Consider the following 16,546-nt stretch of genomic DNA (forward strand, 5'->3'; position numbering starts at 1 on the left):
CGTGACGGACACCGACTTTACCGAGCGCCGGTGTGGCTACCCTGGGTCGGGGACCGACTACCCCGGTTGCGGATGGTGCCCGAGTGAGCGCCGTCCGCGGGGAACGATCAGGAAGCCAGGTGGATGGGTACGCCTCGACTGCTGCTGGTGCATGCACACCCCGACGACGAGTCGCTGTGGACCGGCGGACTCACCGCCCGTCACGTCGACGCCGGCGGTGAGGCCGACCTGGTCATGTGCACCTGGGCCGAGGGCACGGTCCGGCACCGGGAGCTGACCGACGCCGTCGACATCCTCGGCATGCCCCGCCCACCGATCATGCTCGGCTACGCCGACGACCGGCGGCCCGAATCGGCACCGGACGCCCCCCGGCTGTGCGCGGCGTCCTTCGACGAACAGGTCCGGGCGTTGACCGCCCACATCCGCGAGCTCCAGCCGGACATCGTCGTCACCTACGACGCCCTCGGCATCTACGGTCACCCCGACCACGTTCACGCCCACCGGCTGGCGTGCGCCGCCGCCGACGCCGCGGCCTCGACGAAGCTCTACCACCGGGCCGGGCCCGCCTGGCGGGTCCGCTCGCTGTACTTCGCGACGATCCCCGAGTGGATGATGGACCTGCTCGCCCCCAGCCTCTTTCCCGAGATCCCCCGCGATCAGCTGCCCGGCACACCGGATTCCGAGATCGACGTGACCGTCGACGTGTCGGATCTGGCGGCACGCAAGAAGGCGGGGGTCACCGCACACCGGTCGGAGGTCGACCGCAGCCGCGCGATCGCCGGATTCCTGTCGTTGCCCGACGACGTCCAGCACAAGCTGCTGAGCGTCGAGTGCTACCAGCGCCGCGACCTGGTGCCGGGTGGGTGTGAGCTGATTTGAGGGTCAGATCGCGCTGAGCGTCGACCGCAACCCGCTGGCCCGCTGCACGCGTCGGTTGACGGCCGCGGTGAGCACGTCGGCGGTGCCGACGATGCGCACCCGGCTCCGCGCGCGGGTGATCGCGGTGTAGAGGAGCTCGCGGGTCAGCAGTTCCGAGCCGGCCGGCGGCAGGACGACGGTCACCTGATCGAACTGGCTGCCCTGACTGCGGTGGATCGTCATCGCGTGGACCGACACCACGTCGGCGAGCTGGGTCGGGTGAAGCAACCGGACCTCACCGCCGCGCCGGAACGCCACCCGGACCGCATCCGACGAGCCGGGACGATTCGCGGGCTGCGGCTCCGTGTCCGGGCCGGCGATGACGACACCGGTGTCACCGTTGAAGGTCGAGGTCTGGCGATCGTTCGCCGTCACCAGGATGGGTTGTCCCACATACCAACCCATGTGTTCGGCCTCGGTTGTGCCCAGCCAGTCGGTGATCCGCGTCGTCCATCCGCGAACGCCCCACGAGCCCTCGCGGTGCGCACACAGGACCCGGTGAGAGTCGAGGGCGTCCAGGGCTCCCGCCGCGTCGCCCCGGCGAGCCGCGGTGCGCAGGCCACGGCCCCACGACAGGATGTCGCCGGCCACCCCGTCGAGGTCGTCGGGGGCGACCAGTTCGACGTCGCCGATCTCCGGTGAGGTGACCAGTTCCAGGACCGCATCGGGATCGCCGGCGTTGACGGCGGCCGCGACCTGCGAGATGCCGCCACCGAACCGGAACTGCCGCCGGAGGGTGATGACGCCGTCGGCCATGCGTGCCACGTCGTCGGGATCGAGATCCTCGGCGGCGGGATCGAGGCCCACGGCGTCGAACGCCTGCGTCGGTGTCGTCGGCGACCCGTCTGTTTCGGCGGTTGCCGGGACGTCGGTTCGTTCGACGAGATCGGCCAGTACGGCGCCCGCCTCCACCGAGGCCAACTGGTGCGGATCGCCGACGAACACGACCCGTGCGTCGGGACGAACCGCGTCGAGCAGCCGGCTCATGGCCGTCATCGACAGCATCGACGTCTCGTCGACGACGATGACGTCGTGCGGCAGGGTGCGCCCGCGTCCGTACCGGGGATTCGAACCGGGGCGCCAGCCGAGCAGAGAGTGCAGGGTGACCGCGTGGGCGGTGACCGGGAGGGTGGATTCGGCCTCGACGGAGGCCTGGAGCTGTGCAGCGGCTCGCCCGGTGGGTGCGCAGAGTCCGATGCGGAGGCCGGGTCCCTGGAGACGGTCGAGGACGGCGAGGATACGGGCGACGGTGTAGGTCTTGCCCGTTCCCGGACCACCGGCGAGGACCGTCGTCCAGCGGGTCGCCGCGACCGCGGCGGCAAGCTTCTGGAGGGCGCCGTCGTCGGGCGAGGAGTAGACCGCCGCGATGGCCTCGCGGAGTGCCGCCGTGTCCACGGAGGGTGCGGTCCGAGACCGCCGGTCGAGGATCTCCCGAATCGTCTGTTCCTGCCGGAAGTACTTCTGCAGGTAGACGAGCGGGCCGTCGACCGAGTCGCGAACCACCAGCGGGCACAACGGTCCGGCGTCGCTCCCGGCGACGAGCGGACTCGCCGCCAACGCGTCGAGAAGGTCGCCGGGCGAGGGCATCTCGATCTCCGCGGTGTCCTCCCCCGCCGCCAGCTCCCCGATCCGGTCGAGGGCGAGGCAGGTGGAGCCGAGGCGGACGGCGCGAACGGCGAGAGCCGCACCGAGACGGGCGTCGTCGGACACGGATTCGCCACACATCCGGACCAAGCGGTCGGTGATGTGCAGATCCGCAGCGGCGAGAAGGCCCGCGGCGTTCCAGTCGGCGAGCGTGCCCGTCGCCGAGTCGACACGCTGGACATCGGGTGTGCTCATCGGATCTTCCCTCCGGTACCGGCGCTCGACTCCGCACCGGCCAGTGCGTCGGACAGGTCGACGACGAGCCCGGCGGGCAGCATCCACTCGAAGACACCGCAGCCGGGCGGGGTGTCGGGCCCGGCCATGCCGCGCACGAAGTGGTACTGCACCGGTCCGAGATGCCGGGCCGGCTCGTAGTCCGGCACCCGCCAGCGCAGATACCGATGCAGCGCAACCGAATACAGCATGGCCTGGAGCGGATAGTGGGCAGCGATCATCTCGCCCGCCATGGCCTCGGCGTCGAAGTCCTCCACCACCAGGTCACCCGGTCGGATGCGGTTGGTCTTGTAGTCGACGATCACGTAGCGGCCGTCGGGGATCCTCAGCACCGAGTCGATACTGCCGGTGAGGAATCCGCGGAGGCGGCGGCCCGGCACCGCACGCAGGTGGTCGGCGTAAGCGCGCAACGGGTCCGACTCCGGCAGATGCTCTTCCATCAGGTCGGCGAGACGGTCCAGGGTCGTGCCGCCGTCGGATGCCGCCTCGCCCGCAGGGCCGAGCGGCAGTTCGAAATCGAGTTCGGCCAGGCGATCACGAGGGTCGATGCTCCAGAGATTCCCGAAACCGAGGGGCGTGGTGAGCACACCGATCAGGGCGGCGACGAGCCGGTCGGGGTCGATGTCGCCGGCGAGCGCGCCGAGTGCTCGCGAACAGAGCTCGCGGACATGGGCGTCGATCTCGGGCGCCGAGGTGTCGACGTATTCGAGAACCTCGTGGACGAGGGTTCCGAAGGCCGCACCGAACGGCAGACCGTTCATCAGCGATGGCATCCCGTGACGCATTGTGGCCGAATCGGTTTCAACATCCTCGGCGACGTCGCCGGGAAGTGCGACGGGTTCGTCGTCGAGGATGTCGGTCACCTCGTCGTCGGGTTCGCTGCCGGTCTCGACGACCGAGGTCGACGGCCCACCGGGTGAACCGTGCGCCCCGTGGGCGACATCGGCGGTGAGGGCCGAGTACGAGGTGCGACGCCAGTCCTGGTCGATCCGACGGTCGAAGTGCGCGATGTCCAGGGCGGCGGGGTTGTCTCCGTCGCCTGCGGCCGGAGGCACGGTGTCCGTGTCGAGTCGGCCGGCCGGTTCGACGGAGATCGACGGGTCCCGCTCGGCGAGGGTGCGCATGATGCCCACACAGTCGGCATCGGCCTCGGGGATCGGCACCTCTCCGGCGACCGTCCATTCCGGGTCCCCCGTCGAGGACCGAATGGCGTTCTCGCGACCGAAGATCAACCGATGCAGCGGTCCGGTCGTGGTGTTCCGCGATGGCGCCCACCAGGCCACGACCTGTGACTGGGCGCGGGTGAGCGCGACGTAGAGCAGACGCAGATCCTCGCCCGCGACCTCGTCGGCGTAGCGACGGCGTCGCGCGGCCCGGTCCGGTGCCTGCTGGCCGCCCACGTCGAGCCGACGGGTTCCCGATTCGTCGTGGTAGGTGATGTTGCCGCGGTCGTTGACCCAGGTGCCGTCCCACCCGTAGGGCACGTAGACGATCGGGAACTGCAACCCCTTGCTCGCGTGGACGGTCATGATCTGGACGGCCTGGGTGTCGCGGTCGAGGCGTCGGCTCTGGTCCTCGTAACGTTGCCGCGACGAGGTGTCGGTGATCCGTTCGGTCAGCCACTCGACGAGTGCGCTCAGCCCTTCACCGGTCTCGACGACGTGTTTGTTGCACAGCGCCGACACCTGGATGAGGTCGGTGAGGGTGCGTTCGCCGTTCTCGACCGTGAGAACGCGCGCCGCCACCTCGTGCGCGTCGAACAGGCGCTGGGCCATCGCGGCGAATCCGCCCTGCGCGAAAACCCGCGCGAGCATGGACAATTCGGCACCGAGTTCGGCAATCTCGGGCTCCGCGGCGGTCGCCACCCGTTCGGTGGACCACCCGAAGAGCGTGGTCAGGGCAGCGATGCGCACCCGGTCCGAGCGGGACGGTTGTTCGACGGCACGCAGCACCCACAGCCAATGCTGGGCAGCCGATGTCGAGAAGACGTTGACACCCGACCCGATCACCGAGTTGATGCCGCGCTCGGCGAGCTCTCGCTGCAGCGGTTCGATGGTGCTGTTGAGGCGCACGAGGACCGCGATGTCGCCGGGGTCGACCGGCCGGGACACACCGTTCAGGTCGATATGGTCGCCCACGGCCAGGACGTTGGCGATGTCGTCGGCGACGTCGGCGGCGATGCGTGACCGCACCTCCTTTACGCCGGGGAGGTTGAACGAGTTGAGGGCGCCGAAATCCCGGCGCAGGAACGCCCGGAGTCGGAACGGTGGGCGGCCTTCGAGCCGGCTGCCGGCGAAGGCGGCCTGGACCGGGCGCGCCACGATCTCCGGATGCCCTAGTGTCGCTTCGCCGTACAGGTGCTGAAGGGCTCCCACGAGTGCACCGTCAGAGCGACGGTTCACGTCGAGCGCTTTCAGCGTGTCGGCGGACGACACCGCGGCGAGGTAGCTGAGCACCTCGGCACCACGGAACCCGTAGATCGACTGCTTCGGGTCGCCGACGAGGATCATCCGACGATGGCCGTGGAAACAGCGGCGGAGGATGTCCCACTGCAGCGGATCGGTGTCCTGGAACTCGTCGACGAGCACCACGGAGAAGGTGTCGCGAATCCGTTGGCACGCACGGTCGCCGACCACGTCGTCGTTGACGATCCGGTGCAGGATCGCCTGGAGGTCGTCGTACGTGCGCACGCGGGCATCCCGCTTGCGGGTCTCGACGTGCTGCCGGACCGCCTTGGCGAAGCTCACCCGGCGCGCGGCGACATGGTCCAGGGCCGGCCCGTCGGCGAGTGCGCGCTCGTCCGGGGCGAGTGCCACCGACGCCTGGCGGACGGCGTCGCGCGCGATCTCCCGTGCCTCGGCGAAGCTGAACTCCGGTGAGTCACTGGCCCAGAAGCCGCGCAGGTAGAGGTCGAGCGCGACCTCCTCGGTGAGTTCATCGACTTCTTCGACGATGGAGTAGACGAGCTCTCGTTCGCCGAGGAAGCCCAGTGCCTCCAGCATCCGGTTGCAGAACGTGTGCGTGGTGGCGATCGTCGAGGCGTCGAAGTCGCTCAGTGCGCGGGCGAGGTTCCCGCGGCGCGTGCGGACGTCCTCCGGTGTGCCGCTCGCCAGCTGTCGTAGCAGTGCGTCGTCGTCGGCCTGCGCGGGCCCGGACAGGACCTCGGCGGGATCGGCGAGGGCGTCGAGCAGTTCACGCACACGGGCGCGCATCCGTTCCCGGAGTTCGGCGGTCGCCGCCCGGCTGAAGGTGACGAGCAGCATCTCCGAGATCGGTACGCCGTCGGCGAGATACCGGGCCGCGAGCCCGACGATCGCATAGGTCTTCCCCGTCCCGGCACTCGCCTCCAGAACCGTCGTGTGCTCCGGCAGTCCGGCGGTGATGTCGAAGGGTTCCGGGCGTCTCATGTGCCCTCCCGGTGTTGGCCGACGGGAACCCAGACCGCGCGGGCCAGCCCGGTGAACAGCGGTTCGTCCTCTGCCAGAGCGAGTTCCACCCCGCCGAGGACGCGGTCGGCCGGTGCCGGCTCCTCGAGCAGGACGTCGAACTCGACGTCGGCCAGGACATCGCCGCCGAAGGCCAGCTTGAGATACCGGTCGTGGCGAGGACCGAAGGTGTCGTCGAAGACCTTGCGCGCACTGTTCAGTGCCCAGTGGCTCCGTCGACCGGGCCCGTCGTTGTCGACGAAGGTGAACGCCGGTTCCAGCGGCAGCGGCAGCGGGCGGCGCAGACCCTCGTCCCGCAGCCTCACGAGCTGATCGAGCAGCGGTACCGGATCCTCCGGGCGCCGGAGCGTGAGCGTGGTGGTCCCGCCCCCTCGGGCTGCGCGACCGACCGATACCGCGGAACCGACCCGTGCCGCGCCGGCATTGCCCTGGGTCGCGGCCGCCGCGACGGCGAGCAGCGTGATCCAGGCGCTCAGCTGCTGTTTGGCCTTGAGGCGCGAGTACGTGGCGCGGACGAGGCGGGCCTGTCCGCCGCCGGTGAAGACGTCGCCGACCGTACCGTGCACGCGTCGCCCGTCCGGCAGTGTGACGAGGATGTCGAGGGTCTCCGGCGATCCCGGACGCAGCGGTGCGACGACGCCGTGCAGCCGGGTGACCGCACGCGAGATGGCCTGCAGTTCGCGGGTGCCGAAGGCGAAGGGCGGCAACGTACCCCGTCGGAGTTCGGCGGCCTCACAGTCGCCGAGGGGCACACCCGACAGCATCCGGGTGAGGAAACGGTCGCCGATCCCCCACTTGTCGAGCGGGTCGAGCTCGACGTCGAGCTGGTCGTCGTGCGGTGTCTCGTCGTCGGGAATCCGGGCGCCCAGCCGTTGGCGGACGAAAGCGGTGATCGGGTCGACGTGGAAGTCGATGAGCGACGCGAGGTCGATGTCGGCGAGCTCGGGCGTCGGTTCGGGCGCGGGGAGGGCCTCCCGGGCGGCGGGAACGACCGGGTCGGCCGGTCCGCGCAGGGCCTTGGCCCCCGCGAGCAATGACGCGTCGTGGCTGAACGGTCCGGCGATGCCGGGGACGCCGCCGTCGATGAAGTTGCGGGCGTCGAAGCCGTGCAGGGAATGTCGCCGCACGATCGTCGGCCGGTCCGGGCCGGTGAGACCGTCGAGGATGTCGATCAGTTCGCTGACCACCACCGCGGGTGGGATGTGCCGGCCCGACACGGGGTCGGCGCCGCTGTAGAAGACGAGCAGATTGTCCCGCGCCGCGCCGATCGCGTCGAGGAAGCACTGCCGGTCCTCGTCCCGCGGATTACGTTCCCCTACGAGCGGATCGACGCCGAGCACGTCGTCCCCGTCGATGCGCTGTACGCGCGGGAACACCTCGGCATCGATACCGAGCAGCACGATGACGCGGTGGGGCACCGAACGCATCGGGACCATCGTGCACACGGTGAGCTCACCGGTCCGGAAGTTCGACCGGGTGGGACGTCCCGCGATCAGGGCGGACAGCAGGTCGCGTACGTCGGCGAGACGAAGCACCTCCTCGGTGGTGCCGAAAGCGTCCTCGAGCATCCGGATAGCCTGTGCGCGTTGCCAGTCGTCGGCGGGTGCGGTCGCGGTGAGCGACCCGACCGCCTCGACGAGCGTCTCGGCCCACCGATGAGCGGGTGCGGTCGTGGTCAGCTCCGCGAGTACGCGCCCGAGGCGATCGAGGAACTCGTCGAGCCGGCCGACCAGGTCGATACCGGTGCTCTCCACACCCGCGAGAGGTAGTGCGGTGCCGAGCCATTCGTCGTCGGTCTCCTCGGCGACCACCCCGAGCGCGATGCGGTCGAGACCGGCGTCGAAGGTGCCCTGGCGGAAACGTTCGAGACCGAACCGGGCACGTTCGGCCGTGCCGAGTCCCCAGCGGACATTGCTGTGGCCCAACCATTCCCGGACCAGGTCCAGGTCGTCGTCGGTCATCGCGAACCGCGTCCGGACGGGTTCGGTCCCGAGCAGATCGAGGACGTCGCCCGCGGTGACCCGGCCGGCCGCGAGTTCGACCACGCCGACGACGGTGTCGATGACCGGGTTCACGTGACGCACACCGCGATCGGCGAGGCGAACCCGGAGATCGAAGGCGGGGTGCGGCAACCCGGCCTGTCCGAAGGCACCCCGGATCAACGGCGCGAAGGTCTCGACGTCGGGGCACATGATCAGGACGTCGCGGGGTTCGAGGGTCGGGTCGTCGGCGAAGAGGTGCAGCAACCGGTCGCGCAGCACCTCGATCTGCCGTTCGGGACCGTGGCACGCGTGGACCTCGACCGACCCGTCGTCGGTGAGTTCGGCAGACGGTGCCGCGCCGGGGTCGGCGTCGTCGCGGATACCCGACTGGAGTCCACCGAGCAACGTGTCGGGCAGCGGCGTGTGCGGCTGATGACGGACGTCGCGGTCGACGATGTCGCCCAGCCGCAGCTGCAGTTCCTGGAGGTCGCGGGACAGCCCGGCCAGCAACGGGTTCCGGAGTTCGGGGACCGGACGTTCGCGCCGGCGCGGCGGGACGCTCACGCCGGCCGCTCCCCCGGCGGACCCTCCCCCGGCGGCGGCTCCGAGTTCGTCCCACAGACGGGGACTCGCGTGCGGGACGAACAGATGGACGTCGTGGTGCACGCTCACCGCGGAGATGATGTTCCGGAACGACTCGGTGATCCGCGTGGGGCCGAACACCGAGAAGCGGTCGGGAAGGTCGGCGACCCCGGGGTCGGACCGTAGACGGTCACACACCTCGCCCAGGACCTCGGCCGGATGGGGCTGTCCGATCTCGGCTCGCACCGCACGCCAGAACCCCGCCTGGCAGGCCAGGTCGTCCCGCAGCGGCCCACCCGCCCCGTCGAGATCGTCGCCCGCCGCCCAGCCGGCGATCATCGACGGACGGGATCGTCCGTATCGCTCGAAGAGCTCGGCCAGATGTCGCGCGGTCGCGTAACGGCGGCCGATCCGGGGTGACGCGTCGTCGCCCGCACCGACGTGACGGGCGATCACCGTCAGCTCGGGGTCATCGATCCGTTCATCGAGGACTCGGAGCACCGGCCAGGTCAATTCCGCAGCGCGCCAGGGATTCCCGGTCGACAACGGGGTGTCGGTCGCGAAGCGGTCACCGGTGAGGACCGCCGCCGAGATCGCGTCCGACAGCCGTCCCGGACCGGTGAAATCGATGTTGGCCGCGATGCCGTCGGACAGCTCGGGACCGGAACCGAGCCGGCGGGCGAGGTGCTGGGCGAGCCAGCGTTCGACACCGGCCGCCGGTACCGAGATGATCTCGGTACGCATCGGATCGTCGAGCGGCGTGGCCAGCACCTCGGCCAACGTGTCGGCCAGGGTGTCGGTGCGCTCGGCGCGATGAAGGATCAGCACCAGGCTCGGTCAGCCGGCGGTGTTCGCGCGTGCCGAATGGAACTTCACCGGTTCGCCCAGGCTGTTGAGGAGGACCTCCCGCAGCTGATCCGGAATCGGCGTCGGCCGGCCCACCGCCGGGTCGACGACCACCAGCGTCGTCTCCGCCGTCGCGCAGAGGACGCCCTCCTTGTCGAACAGGCGCAGCGCCATCGTGAACGACGATCGACCGACCCGCCCGATGCACGAACGCACGGTCACGGGGTGGGTCGAGTAGTGGACGGGTGCGGAGAACTCGATGTCCTGGCGTGCCACGAGGAAGGAGAATTTCCGCGGCCCGTCGGGAATCCACTCGTGGAAGGAACGCACACGCGCCTCCTCGAAGAGGCGGGAGATCTGCACGTTGTTGATGTGATTGTTGATGTCCATGTCGCCCCATCGGAGATGGACGGGGATCTCGAGGACATAGTCCGGTGCAGATCGTTCAGAGGCCACGGCAACAACCATAACGGCGGGACACGCCCGCTGCGTACTGCGGTACCGACCGTGTCGAGACCGTAGACTCGCCTCCGGGGAAACGGCAGAGATGCGCAGGCAGGCAGTCGCCGCCCGCGTCTCCGCCACGGTGCGTCCGCGCGATTCGCGGGCTCAAGTCGGGCAGTGAGGGGCCTCGGGTGAACATCGACACGGCACGGGCACGTCTGCGCCCGGTGTCTGCGATGGACATCGACGACCTCGTCCACCTCGACAGCGATCCCGAGGTCATGCGTTTCGTCAGCGGCGGCACCCCGACCCCCCGGGCGGTCATCGAGGACTGGGTGGTGCCCCGGGCCGAGTCCGAGCGCCGGATGTACGGGACCGGCACCTGGGTGCTCTGCGATCCCGCCACCGACGCATTCCTCGGCTGGGCGTCGCTGCGTACTCCGCGTCACAGCCGACGCCCCGAACTCGAACTCAGCTACCGCATCCGCCGGACGGTCTGGGGACGCGGCCTGGCCACCGAGGCCGCATTCGCCCTGATGGCATTCGCCTTCGACCATCTCGACACCGAACGCGTCTTCGCCGGCACCGTCGCGGGCAACATGCCCTCGCGGCGCGTCATGGAGAAACTCGGCATGACGCTGTCGGGAATCCACGTGGGCGAGGAAACCGTTGGAGCAGGCATGCACACGCATCCGCTCCATCTCGGTCCCGACCGGTACGAGGTCGAGTACCAGATCCTCAAGACCGAGTGGCAGCGACGATCTCTGCGCTGGTCATCGGCCAGCGATCTGACAGCCTGACCCCTGTGGCGACACCGTCCGCACGGCCGTGACCGCGCTCAGGGCGTCGCGCCACGCCGTCCTGGTCGCGCCCGGTCGCGCATCATTGACTACCGTTGTGGGCAAGTACGGTTTTGCCTCGATCCCCGTCACGTGGTTCGGCCACGTCACGACACGAATCCACACGGTACCGAAGCACAAACCGTCCCCCATCGAGCGAGAAGGAGATGTCTGGAGATGAGCAGCCCCGCCGTCCAGGCCCCCGCTGTAGCGGCCACCGACCGCAGGAAAGTGGTCATCATCGGCTCCGGCTTCGGCGGATTGTTCGCCGCCCAGCGTCTGGCGAAGGCCGACGTCGACGTGACGCTGATCGCCAAGACCACCCACCATCTCTTCCAGCCGATGCTCTACCAGGTTGCGACGGGCATCGTCGCCGAGGGTGAGATCGCCCCGGCGACCCGCGTCGTCCTGCGCAAGCAGAAGAACACCTCGGTACTCATGGGCGACGTCTTCGACATCGACCTCGAGGCCAAGACGGTCTCCTCGCGACTCCTCGAGCGCATCACGGTCACGCCGTACGACGACCTGATCGTCGCGGCCGGCGCCGATCAGTCGTACTTCGGCAACGACCACTTCGCCGAGTACGCGCCGGGTATGAAGACCATCGACCACGCCCTCGAACTGCGCGGCCGTATCCTCGGCGCCTTCGAGCAGGCCGAGCTGTCCCACGACCCCGCCGAGCGCGCCAAGCTGCTCACCTTCGTGGTCGTCGGTGCGGGACCGACCGGTGTCGAGCTCGCCGGCCAGATCGCCGAGATGAGCGACAAGACCCTCAAGGGCGCGTTCCGCAACATCGATCCGACCGAGGCGCGGGTCATCCTCCTCGACGCCGCCCCGGCAGTGCTGCCGCCGTTCGGGCCGAAGCTCGGCGGCAAGGCCGCAGCCCGCCTGGAGAAGATGGGCGTGGAGATCCAGCTCAACGCGATGGTCGTCGACGTCGACTACGACGGCTTAGTCGTCAAGGAGAAGGACGGCACCACCCGTCGCATCGAGTCGCAGTGCAAGGTGTGGTCGGCCGGTGTGCAGGCCAGCCCGCTCGGCCAGCAGCTCGCCGAACAGTCCGGCGTCGAACTCGACCGCGCCGGCCGCGTGAAGGTCGGACCGGATCTGACGATCCCGGGTCACCCCGAGGTCTTCGTCGTCGGCGACATGATGGCCGTCGACGGCGTGCCCGGTGTCGCGCAGGGCGCCATCCAGGGCGGCCGCTACGCCGCGGACGCGATCAAGGCCGAGCTGAAGGGCCAGACGCCGGACCAGCGCAAGCCGTTCAGCTACTGGGACAAGGGTTCGATGGCCACCATCTCGCGGTACTCCGCGGTGATGCAGGTTCCGGTCCCGGGCTTCAAGAAGCCCTTCGAGACCGAGGGCTACTTCGCGTGGCTCGGCTGGCTCGCGCTGCACCTCGTGTACCTCGTCGGGTTCCGCAACCGACTGAACACACTGATCAACTGGTTCTTCGCCTTCACCACCCGAGGCCGTTCACAGCTCGCCGTCACCGAACAGCAGGTGTACGCGCGCACCGCGATCGGACAGTTGTCGGCGCTGGAGAAGCAGGCCGCAGAAGGCAACGGCAGCGGACCCGATGCCGAGGCCGCCGAGACCGACTCCGGAACGGTCGACTCGAAGGCCACCGACGCCTCGGGATCGGTACCGACAGAAGGCAAGGACGCTGTGGGCAAGCAGTCCGAAGCGGCCAGCTGACGCCAAGACCGGCAGACCCGCAACAGCGCTGGTTCCCTATCCGCTGGGGACCAGCGCTGTTGCGTCGAGGGCATCGGTGAGGCGGCGAGTGGCCGTCACCGACGAGCCGAGCGCACTGGTGAGGGTCGCTTCGCCGACCAGCCGTAGGCGGGCCGCGAACTCGCTCGGGTGCACGTCCTCGGCGCGATCGTCCGGATAGCGGAAGACACTGCTCATCGCACGATGGCCGATCGCGGCGGCCGGTGTCGACGCGCCCAGCGCCACGCGATGTGCCAGCCACACCTCTCCGCCGACCGCCACCCGTAGACCTCCGGTCCAGGCGCCGGTGCGGTCGCGCTCGATCCGGTCGAGATCCGTGGTGGTCGCCCCGTCTATCTGCACGGATCGGCCGATCTGGACGTGTTCGTACAGATCGAGGACCGCGGACGGATCGAGGGCGGCGACGATGTCCGAGGTGTGGATCGCGCCGCCGGCGACCACGGTCGGTTGCGGATCGAGGCGCAGGCGGCCACCCGCACCCACCTCGATCTCCCATCTCGCCCGGGAGTCCAGGTGGTCTCGTGCGGGCAGGGCGATCGTGGCGGCGACACTGCCGACGCTCAGATGCGCTCCGGGCTCCACGCGAATGCGGACCACGATCTCGTCACCACCCAGCGGTGTGGCCGCGGTGCCGATCAGCTGGGCGTGGCCGGGTGAGGTCACCCGGACGGCGAGACCACCCGTCGCGCGGTGCCGCACACCGCGGTCGGCGGTCGCAACGATCTCGACGTCGGTGCGCATCGCTACCTGGCCGTCACGGGCGCGGCGAGCTGCTCGCGCACCCAGGCCAGCACATCGGTCGCCGCCGGATCGTCGGTCAGCGAGATCATCGCCGTCGGACGCCCCTCGCGAACCTTGTCGGCATCGCGACGCATGACCCCGAGGTCGGCGTTGACGCGCTCGGCGAGATCGGTCTTGTTGATCACCAGCAGATCCGAGAAGGTGACGCCCGGACCGCCCTTGCGCGGGACCTTGTCGCCGCCGGCCACGTCGATCACGAAGATCTGGACGTCGATGAGGCCCGTCGAGAACGTCGCGGTGAGGTTGTCACCACCGGACTCGACCAGAATGAGGTCGAGCGGCGGGTTCGCCTCGACGAGGTCGTCGATGGCATCGAGGTTCGCGGTGATGTCGTCGCGGATCGCGGTGTGCGGGCATCCGCCGGTCTGCACGGCGGTGATCCGCTCGTCGGGCAGAACCGCGTTGCGGCGGAGGAAGTCCGCATCCTCGGTGGTGTAGATGTCGTTGGTCAGCACGGCCACCGACAGCTCGTCGCGCAGCTGGCGGCAGAGTGCCGCGACGAGGGCGGTCTTGCCGGACCCGACGGGACCGCCGACGCCGATGCGCAGCGCCTCACCGGGTTCACGCTTCCGGCGGGGCCGGTCGTGGTCGTGGCTGTGGGGCTGCCCGTCGATGAGATGCGGGGGCATCGTTGACTCCTCTTGGTCGGACCCACAAGTCAGGTACCTGCGGGTTGTTCAGGACATGAAGAGCGGCATCGGTTGCCGCTCATGACGTTCGGCGAAGATGTCGAGGACCGGGTCCGACGTTTCGGCGAGGCCCACCGCCGCCTCGGCCGCGACGCGTTCACATTCGGCGCCGAGATCGGCGATCATGATCGACACATCCGCCGGGTCCAGGGCGAGCAGGCGCTGGCCGGCGGTCGCCGACCCGCTCATCGTCGTGTACACGAGGACCAGTGCGGTGTGGAATCCGGACAGCGACGACGCCGCGCCGATCGATCCGCTGATCACCGGCAGATGTGTCGTCGGCCGATGCGCCGACCAGTCGTGGTCGGGGAACATCCGGCGCGCGAGCCGGACCATCCCGCGACCCTGCGCGAGCGAGGCCTTCCGGGCCGCGGCCGACGGGGTGCGGGCGTCCATCTCTCGTTGCGCCGCGCCGACTTCGATCACGCCGTCGGCGACCGCGGCGGCGACCGATGCCGCGACGAGACCGCTCGTCGTCACGCGGCGGTACAGGAAGTCGGCGAGATCGGCTGCCGTACGGATGAATCCGTCGGCAATCGCCTGCTCGACACCACCGGAGTGCACGTGCCCGCCGACCGGCAGCCGGGAGTCGGCCAGCGACAACATCATCGCCAACGGGGCGGGCGCGGGCGAGGACGGCGGCGGTTCCGGACGGTCGGACATCAGAACAGGAAATACCGCTGTGCCATCGGGAGTTCGGACACCGGTTCGGCATCCCACACCTCGCCGTCGACCTTCACCGTGAACGTGTCGGGGTCGACCTCGATCGTCGGGCACGCGTCGTTGTTCACCATGTCGGCCTTGCCGACGCCTCGGGTGTTCTCGACCGGGACCAGACGACGATCGACGCCGATCCGTTCGGCGAGGTCGGGGTCCGCGCCGGGGGCGACGAAACTCACCGATGTCGCGGCCGCCACTTTCGGTGCGGCACCGAACATCGGGCGAGGCAGGACCGGCTGCGGGGTGGGGATCGACGCGTTCGCGTCGCCCATCGCGGCCCACGCGATCGCGCCGCCCTTGATCACCAGATCGGGCCGGACGCCGAAGAATGCCGGATCCCAGAGGACCAGGTCGGCCAGCTTGCCGACCTCGACTGACCCGATCTCGTCGTCGAAGCCGTGCGCGACGGCCGGGCAGATCGTGTACTTGGCGATGTACCGCCGGGCCCGGTTGTTGTCGGCGCGACCGTCACCGGGAAGCGCACCGCGCTTGCGCTTCATGACGTGTGCGGTCTGCCAGGTGCGCAGGACCACCTCGCCGATGCGTCCCATCGCCTGCGAGTCCGAGCCGATCATCGAGATCGCGCCGAGGTCGTGGAGCAGGTCCTCGGCGGCGATGGTCGACGGCCGGATCCGGCTCTCCGCGAAGGCCAGGTCCTCCGGGACCGTCGGGTTGAGGTGGTGGCACACCATCAGCATGTCGAGGTGTTCGTCGAGGGTGTTCACGGTGTGCGGTCGCGTCGGATTCGTCGACGACGGAAGCACATTGGGATATGCCGCGACCGTGATGATGTCGGGCGCGTGGCCGCCGCCGGCACCTTCGGTGTGGTACGCGTGGATGCTGCGGCCGGCGATCGCGCCGAGCGTGCTCTCCACGAAGCCCGCCTCGTTCAGGGTGTCGGAGTGGAGTGCGACCTGCACCCCGGTCTCGTCGGCGACCCGCAGGCAGGCGTCGATCGCGGCGGGGGTGCTCCCCCAGTCCTCGTGCAACTTGAAACCCGAGGCGCCCGCGCGGATCTGCTCGTGCATGGCCGCGGCGCTGACCGTGTTGCCCTTGCCCAGCAGGGCGATGTTCATCGGCCAGTGGTCGGTGGCGGCGAGGATCGACGCGAGGTGCCAGGCGCCCGGCGTGACGGTGGTCGCCTTGCTGCCCTCGGCCGGACCGGTACCGCCGCCGATCAGCGTCGTGATGCCGTTGCCGAGTGCCTCGTCCATGATCTGCGGGCAGATGAAGTGCACGTGGCAGTCGATGGCGCCGGCGGTGACGATCTTGCCGTTGCCGGCGATGATCTCGGTCGACGGTCCGATGACGAGGTCGGGGTGGATGCCGTCCATCGTGTCGGGGTTGCCGGCCTTGCCCATCGCGACGATGCGTCCGCCGCGAATTCCCAGGTCCGCCTTGATGATTCCCCAGTGATCGAGAATGACGACGCCGGTGATGATCGTGTCGGGCACCCCGTCGGCGCGGGTCGCCCGGCTCTGGCCCATCGACTCACGGATCACCTTGCCGCCGCCGAAGACCGCCTCCTCGCCCGCACGGCCGGGTCCGCCCGAGAGGTCGTCGGTGACCTCGATGAGCAGATCGGTGTCGGCGAGTCGGATCCGGTCGCCGGTCGTCGGACCGAAGAGCTGCGCGTAGCGGTCGCGTCCGAGTGTCGCCAT

Annotated in this window: 11 protein-coding genes; 3 read left to right on the forward strand and 8 right to left on the reverse strand. The window is 69.6% G+C overall.

The window, feature by feature from the left end; all coding sequences use genetic code 11:
* The first annotated feature begins 123 nt into the window (after window positions 1-123).
* Window positions 124-879, forward strand: a complete 756-nt coding sequence (locus C5O27_RS16675) for a PIG-L family deacetylase (protein WP_127963184.1) — start codon at window positions 124-126, stop codon at window positions 877-879.
* Window positions 880-882: 3 nt separating this feature from the next.
* Here the strand turns inward: C5O27_RS16675 and recD are convergent, their stop codons facing one another.
* From recD to C5O27_RS16695, 4 genes are read right to left on the reverse strand one after another with little or no spacing between them, the layout of a single operon-like run.
* Window positions 883-2,757 carry an exodeoxyribonuclease V subunit alpha gene (recD, locus tag C5O27_RS16680; protein ID WP_127963185.1) on the reverse strand — a complete coding sequence of 625 codons (1,875 nt, stop codon included), beginning with the start codon at window positions 2,755-2,757 and terminating at the stop codon, window positions 883-885.
* The gene (locus C5O27_RS16685) at window positions 2,754-6,203 is read right to left on the reverse strand and encodes a UvrD-helicase domain-containing protein (protein WP_127963186.1); all 3,450 of its coding nucleotides are present in this window, start codon (window positions 6,201-6,203) and stop codon (window positions 2,754-2,756) included. Before C5O27_RS16685 ends, recD begins: the two co-directional genes overlap by 4 nt.
* Window positions 6,200-9,634: an exodeoxyribonuclease V subunit gamma gene (gene recC / locus C5O27_RS16690; protein WP_127963187.1), complete on the reverse strand. Its 3,435-nt coding sequence runs from the start codon at window positions 9,632-9,634 to the stop codon at window positions 6,200-6,202. Before recC ends, C5O27_RS16685 begins: the two co-directional genes overlap by 4 nt.
* Window positions 9,635-9,643: 9 nt before the next feature.
* On the reverse strand, window positions 9,644-10,120 hold the full coding sequence (locus tag C5O27_RS16695; protein ID WP_127963188.1) for an acyl-CoA thioesterase: 477 nt from the start codon (window positions 10,118-10,120) through the stop codon (window positions 9,644-9,646).
* Between the two features lie 167 nt (window positions 10,121-10,287).
* On the opposite strand from C5O27_RS16695, the gene C5O27_RS16700 reads away from it, so the two are divergent.
* Together C5O27_RS16700 and C5O27_RS16705 are read left to right on the forward strand one after the other, a co-directional pair.
* The gene (locus C5O27_RS16700) at window positions 10,288-10,896 is read left to right on the forward strand and encodes a GNAT family N-acetyltransferase (protein ID WP_127963189.1); all 609 of its coding nucleotides are present in this window, start codon (window positions 10,288-10,290) and stop codon (window positions 10,894-10,896) included.
* Between the two features lie 216 nt (window positions 10,897-11,112).
* Window positions 11,113-12,636: an NAD(P)/FAD-dependent oxidoreductase gene (locus tag C5O27_RS16705; RefSeq protein WP_006360925.1), complete on the forward strand. Its 1,524-nt coding sequence runs from the start codon at window positions 11,113-11,115 to the stop codon at window positions 12,634-12,636.
* A 36-nt stretch (window positions 12,637-12,672) separates the two neighbouring features.
* Here C5O27_RS16705 and C5O27_RS16710 read toward each other — a convergent pair whose 3' ends face one another.
* Genes C5O27_RS16710 through C5O27_RS16725 form a run of 4 tightly spaced genes read right to left on the reverse strand, consistent with a single transcriptional unit; the run spans window position 12,673 to window position 16,546 of the window.
* On the reverse strand, window positions 12,673-13,416 hold the full coding sequence (locus C5O27_RS16710; protein WP_035752291.1) for an urease accessory protein UreD: 744 nt from the start codon (window positions 13,414-13,416) through the stop codon (window positions 12,673-12,675).
* Window positions 13,417-13,418: 2 nt separating this feature from the next.
* Entirely contained in the window at window positions 13,419-14,105 is a 687-nt protein-coding gene (gene ureG, locus C5O27_RS16715) for an urease accessory protein UreG (RefSeq protein ID WP_006360923.1), read from the reverse strand.
* A gap of 48 nt (window positions 14,106-14,153) precedes the next feature.
* On the reverse strand, window positions 14,154-14,828 hold the full coding sequence (locus C5O27_RS16720; protein WP_035752290.1) for an urease accessory protein UreF: 675 nt from the start codon (window positions 14,826-14,828) through the stop codon (window positions 14,154-14,156).
* Window positions 14,828-16,546: an urease subunit alpha gene (locus C5O27_RS16725; protein WP_127963190.1), complete on the reverse strand. Its 1,719-nt coding sequence runs from the start codon at window positions 16,544-16,546 to the stop codon at window positions 14,828-14,830. The genes C5O27_RS16720 and C5O27_RS16725 overlap by 1 nt, the downstream gene beginning before the upstream one ends.

The sequence above is a fragment of the Gordonia alkanivorans genome, from assembly GCF_004011905.1.
In the GTDB taxonomy this organism is placed as follows: Bacteria; Actinomycetota; Actinomycetes; order Mycobacteriales; family Mycobacteriaceae; genus Gordonia; species Gordonia alkanivorans.

Bases quoted from the DNA above. Each gene is read 5' to 3' on its own strand.
- C5O27_RS16675 (WP_127963184.1), top strand. From the start codon at position 124: ATGGGTACGCCTCGACTGCTGCTGGTGCATGCACACCCCGACGACGAG.
- ureG (WP_006360923.1), bottom strand. From the start codon at position 14,105: ATGCCCCCGCATCTCATCGACGGGCAGCCCCACAGCCACGACCACGAC.
- C5O27_RS16685 (WP_127963186.1), bottom strand. From the start codon at position 6,203: ATGAGACGCCCGGAACCCTTCGACATCACCGCCGGACTGCCGGAGCAC.
- C5O27_RS16720 (WP_035752290.1), bottom strand. From the start codon at position 14,828: ATGTCCGACCGTCCGGAACCGCCGCCGTCCTCGCCCGCGCCCGCCCCG.
- C5O27_RS16695 (WP_127963188.1), bottom strand. From the start codon at position 10,120: ATGGTTGTTGCCGTGGCCTCTGAACGATCTGCACCGGACTATGTCCTC.
- C5O27_RS16710 (WP_035752291.1), bottom strand. From the start codon at position 13,416: ATGCGCACCGACGTCGAGATCGTTGCGACCGCCGACCGCGGTGTGCGG.
- C5O27_RS16725 (WP_127963190.1), bottom strand. From the start codon at position 16,546: ATGGCGACACTCGGACGCGACCGCTACGCGCAGCTCTTCGGTCCGACG.
- recD (WP_127963185.1), bottom strand. From the start codon at position 2,757: ATGAGCACACCCGATGTCCAGCGTGTCGACTCGGCGACGGGCACGCTC.
- C5O27_RS16705 (WP_006360925.1), top strand. From the start codon at position 11,113: ATGAGCAGCCCCGCCGTCCAGGCCCCCGCTGTAGCGGCCACCGACCGC.